Genomic DNA, 5,181 nt, shown 5'->3' on the forward strand with positions numbered 1-5,181 from the left:
TCTCTCTACTTGCCGCTTATTATTTTATAGGAAAAAAGCCTGAAATAATTGCTAGACAATCATTTCAGGCTTGAGTCTCTTCAATTTTATAATTATTAAATCCGCTTTAATATCTGCGGAATGTGGGATCTAAGACATTGTTTGTCGTTTTACACTCAGCTTTCAGGGTGATGCCTACGACATTTAATTAATAATACAAACATATTACTTTAGCTGTAAAGGTGTCATAAATTAAGCACTAGTACAGCACGGCGTAAATAAACCACCCCTGACGCTCGAAGACTCGCTAACGCTGCGCTAACGGGTTCGGCAGTTCCTCATGGGGGGAACCCCCAAGACCGGACTGCCTCACCATTCCAAATCAACAAAACTCTTACGTTGTATTCATTTTGACTTTTGAATTTTGACTTTTGCCTTGCGGTACTAGGGGTAACAAATTAGTTATTCTGTTGATATTCAGACAAAATTACTCATGATTAATTGCTGATGTCATCCTTAATTGATTCTGTTAATCCCTGGTTGGTGGCGGTAGGATTAAACACAATTCTATTGGGTTTAGCTTGGATTGCTCCGAAAAAGCTGCTTACCCCTGCTGGATTATTGCACGCCTGGTTTCTGGCTATCCTAATTTGGGTAACTCTAGGCTGGCAAGGATATGCAGTAGTAATGTTCTATTTTCTCGTTGGTTCTGGCGTTACCCGCATCGGGATGGCGCAGAAGGAGGCTGAAGGAATTGCCGAAAAGCGTTCTGGGGCAAGAGGCCCAGAAAATGTTTGGGGTTCGGCTTTGACTGGGGCGCTGTGTGCTTTGGGAGTAGGGATAATAAATTCGGGATTTATTGTACCTAGTTCCCAATACTTCGGCAACGCTCAGTACAAGTTTTTAGTCCCCAATACTTCGGCAACGCTCAGTACAAGTCTCCAATCCCTATTATTGTTAGCCTATGTAGCGAGTTTCAGTACCAAGCTGGCTGATACCACTGCTAGTGAAGTCGGTAAAGCCTATGGTAAAAGCACCTTTCTAATTACCACACTCCAACCAGTGCCTCGCGGTACAGAAGGGGCGGTAAGCTTGGAGGGAACTTTAGCTGGGATTGTGGCTTCTGTAGCGATCGCATTTGTTGGTTGGGGAGTTGGTTTAATTGATCTATTAGGAGTAGCTTGGTGTGTACTCGCAGCATTTATTGCTACGAACTTAGAAAGTGTGATTGGGGCAACATTGCAATCTAAGTATACTTGGCTGACCAATGAAGTCGTAAATATTTTTAATACATTAATCGGTGCGATCGCGGCTGTGCTACTTGCCTGGACATGGATAAGTATAATTAAGTAGACAGGTGAGAATAAAGGATTACTTATTAAGGTTCCCACCTCAGTTGCTACAACTTTGATCATAATAAGCAACTGGCAAGAAACAATTCTTAATATGTTTTACTTTATTTTCGCCTATCTAAACTAATCATCATTCATTTTTCCAGAACGATTAGCTTGTAGTGAGTTAGCGCGGTCTTCTCACATTGGGAGAGGCTAGCGCGTGTCAGCCAAAGGGTGAGCGGCTCCAGCCCTGCTTTTATGCAACTTAAATGCTCATTAGCTGATCTACCTGATTAGTTCTCTGAATTTATAAAGATTTGGCTACACAACTGGTTTTGCCTTATAACTGATATTTTAAATCCTGTTCTGTCCCCGCTAGACCGTAAAAGTAATTATGGGAAATTATTTTATTTACTAGGTATATAATTTTTTGACCATTTAGATGTGATTAGTTCATAAAATCTTTATCATATTTAATTATCAATGACCAAATGATTTTTATATGATTTAATTTAAAAGTCTTATAAGTGCTTAATCATTTTCACATAGTTAATTCATGGAATCTTTATCATTTTTGGCAATCAATGACAAAATAATTTCTATTGAGGAAGCAGTAAAGTACCTGCAAGCCTCTGGAAAATTGGGACAGTTCATTGGGGATATTCTCCGCCAGTACGTAATTGAGGAAGAAATCCGAACACGAGACGATATTGAGATTGGTACAGCAATAACTGAACAGGCAATTATTGACTTTAGGCTGAAAAACCAACTGACTGACCCCCAAAGTTTTCAAGAATGGTTAAAAGCCAACAACACAGATTACGCTACCTTTCACACATCGGTGGCTTTTGGTTACAAGTTAGAAAAGCTAAAAGCTGTAGTGACGGAACCAAAAGTCCCAGAATATTTTATTGAACGCAAAATTTTTTTAGATCGAGTGGTACTTTCTCGGATCGTTGTTGATAATCGAGAATTGGCAGACGAACTACAAACTCAAATTGAAGAAGGAGGTAGTTTTGAGCAACTAGCTAAAGAGTATTCCCTTTCAGATGACCGAATTGTGAACGGCATGATGGGAATAGTCAGCCGAGGAAGTATGCCGGATATATTACGGGCAGCTATTGATGTGGCCAGTCCTGGACAATTGATAGGGCCAATAGAAATCGTTGGCAAAGACTCTCCCCAAGGAGAAGGACCTTATGGTTTGTTTCGAGTAGAACAATTTCTGCCAGCGTCTTTAGAAGATACTCAACTAAAGCAAGCACTACAAAATGAGTTGTTTGAGAAATGGCTAGCAGAGAAAATTCAAAAACTGACAGTCAAATTACAAGTGAGTTAAATATTCTGGATAATGAATCTTTACGATTAAAAGTGCTAGCTTCTTTGCCTTGGAATCAGCCACCGTTATGCTGGCTGACTCCCGAACAACAATCCCGATTGGAAAAGGAGTCCCAAACTCGTCAGTATCGTCTTGGAGAGAAAATCTGGTCAAACGATGTTGGCGGGTACCAATTCTTAATTGTGGCTGGGAAAGTCCGCTTACGAGAGGAAGGAGTTGGTAAACCAATAGCCGCCCTAGATGTGGGCGATTGGTTTGGTGACTTCCAAAAGCTGTCTGCGGATTTTAAAGCTGTAGCTGCTAGTAAAGAAGTAGTAATAGTGTGTTGGCATACAGCACTGTGGGCAGAATTTTCTAACCCACAAATTCAGGAATTCTGGCAAGTGTTACCAGTGGACATGGAGAGAGAGAAAGACACATTTTCCTTCTCTTCCACTCCTTCACTAGCGCCAGCTTCAGAGGGAACTTCCAGCCCCCATAGCCTCCAACCCCAAAGAGGACTTCCAGCCGCTAATCAGATCATCTCAAGTTATCCCTTTGTTGCCAGCTGGAACACTGCTGCTGCCTGTTTAACAATGGTGGCGCAACAGTTAGAAAATTCTGTGCAACTGGAATGGGTGCAGCGCCAACTCAGAGGACAACGCCCAAAACAGGTTATGGAAGCAGGAGAAAAGTTAGGGTTAGTGTTGCGGCGCTTACAAGTGAGTTGGGATGAATTGCGACAGTTGTCATTTCCAGCTTTACTACTGTGGAATTCTGATTCACCCCAAAGTCCATCCTGGGTGGTAGCTTATGGAGTTAAAGGCGATCGCTTAATTATCGCTAACCCTCTAAATCCCGATCGCATTTGTGAAAGCTTACCGCAGTCGATAGTTGAAGCATCTTGGGATGGGCAATTGTGGCAAGTAGAACTCATATCCCAGCAAGAAAAATTTAACCTCAGTTGGTTCACCCCAGCAGTTTGGAAGTATAAGGGATTGCTCACAGAAGTATTGTTAGCATCTTTTACCTTGCAGCTTTTGGGGTTAACAACACCACTAATTACGCAAGTCGTCATTGATAAAGTCATGGTGCAGGAGAGTTTGCCGACTCTCGATGTCATGGCGATCGCACTTTTGTTCGTAGCCATATTTGAGTCCATACTTGGCATTCTGCGCCTATTCATTTTTACCCATACAGCTCGTCGTCTGGATTTGAGTTTATCAGCACAGCTATTTCGTCATCTGATGCGTCTGCCTTTGGCTTACTTTGAATCGCGGCGCGTTGGAGACACAGTAGCACGAGTCCAGGAACTCGAACAAATACGTCAGTTTCTCACAGGTACAGCATTAACTGTGATTCTGGATAGCATCTTTGCTGTGGTGTACCTAGCATTGATGTTTTACTATAATATTCCACTCACCTTTGTAGCCTTAGCAGTACTGCCGCTATTTGCGACTTTAACCATAGTTGCAACACCAATTCTGCGTAACTGGCTCAACGAAACCTTTAACCGGAGTGCCGATAGTCAATCGTTTCTAGTCGAGACAATCACCGGAATTCACTCCGTTAAAGCCCATGCAGCAGAACCAGTAGCCCGCGATCGCTGGGAAGGCTTATTTGCTCGCTTCATTCGCACAGGTTTTAAAGCTTCTACCACCTCCAATATCAGCAGCAATCTGGGTGACTTTCTCACCAATTTGTCTACCCTGCTGATTCTCTGGTTTGGAGCCAAATTAGTCATCGAACAAAAGCTCACAGTCGGACAACTTGTTGCCTTTCAAATGCTGTCTGGTAGAGTCACAGGCCCACTTTTGCGCTTAGTACAGTTGTGGCAAACCCTCCAACAAGTGCTACTTTCTGTAGATCGCATTGGTGATATTCTCAACGTCTCCCCAGAAGCTGAACTGGGAACCGGTCTAGTTTTACCACCCCTGAAAGGACAAGTCACCTTTGAGCAAGTCTTTTTCCGCTACCGCCCAAACTTTGAAGCAATTCTGCGGGGAATCTCTTTCAATGCCGAACCAGGGCAATTTGTTGGCATTGTCGGACGTAGCGGTTCTGGGAAAAGTACCCTGTCTAAGCTATTGCAACGCCTCTATCAAATTGAATCAGGACGCATCCTTATTGATGGTTTTGATATAAAAAGTGCCGATTTAGCCTCACTGCGGCAACAAGTTAGTGTAGTTCTCCAAGAAGACTTTTTATTCAACGGTACTATTTTGGAAAATATCACTCTCGGTAGTCCCGACATTACCGCAGAGCAAGTAGTAGAGGCGGCAAGACTAGCAGTAGCCCACGACTTCATCAGTCAATTACCCTACGGTTACGAAACCAATGTTGGCGAACGCGGTACCGCTTTATCTGGTGGACAGAGACAACGTATTGCCCTCGCAAGGCTATTTCTTTCTCAAGCGCCGATTTTAGTTTTGGATGAAGCTACCAGCGCTTTGGATAGTGAAACAGAACAACAAGTACTGCAAAACCTGCAAAAAATTTCTGCTAATCGTACTGTGTTCCTAATTGCTCATCGCTTTGCTCCCCTCAAAC

General features: G+C 42.9%; 3 protein-coding genes. All 3 read left to right on the forward strand.

The features are described from left to right. The first annotated feature begins 486 nt into the window (after positions 1–486). Positions 487–1,332: a TIGR00297 family protein gene (locus tag LC574_RS25695; protein ID WP_229456367.1), complete on the forward strand. Its 846-nt coding sequence runs from the start codon at positions 487–489 to the stop codon at positions 1,330–1,332. 537 nt (positions 1,333–1,869) lie between these two features. Next, entirely contained in the window at positions 1,870–2,652 is a 783-nt protein-coding gene (locus LC574_RS25700) for a peptidylprolyl isomerase (RefSeq protein WP_229456368.1), read from the forward strand. Then, a partial coding sequence (locus LC574_RS25705; RefSeq protein ID WP_229456369.1) for a type I secretion system permease/ATPase occupies positions 2,601–5,181 on the forward strand: 2,581 nt, incomplete at its 3' end. The genes LC574_RS25700 and LC574_RS25705, both read left to right, overlap by 52 nt.

The organism is Nostoc sp. CHAB 5715, assembly GCF_020829685.1.
Classification (GTDB): Bacteria; Cyanobacteriota; Cyanobacteriia; order Cyanobacteriales; family Nostocaceae; genus Nostoc.

Bases quoted from the DNA above. Each gene is read 5' to 3' on its own strand.
- LC574_RS25700 (WP_229456368.1), top strand. From the start codon at position 1,870: ATGGAATCTTTATCATTTTTGGCAATCAATGACAAAATAATTTCTATT.
- LC574_RS25695 (WP_229456367.1), top strand. From the start codon at position 487: ATGTCATCCTTAATTGATTCTGTTAATCCCTGGTTGGTGGCGGTAGGA.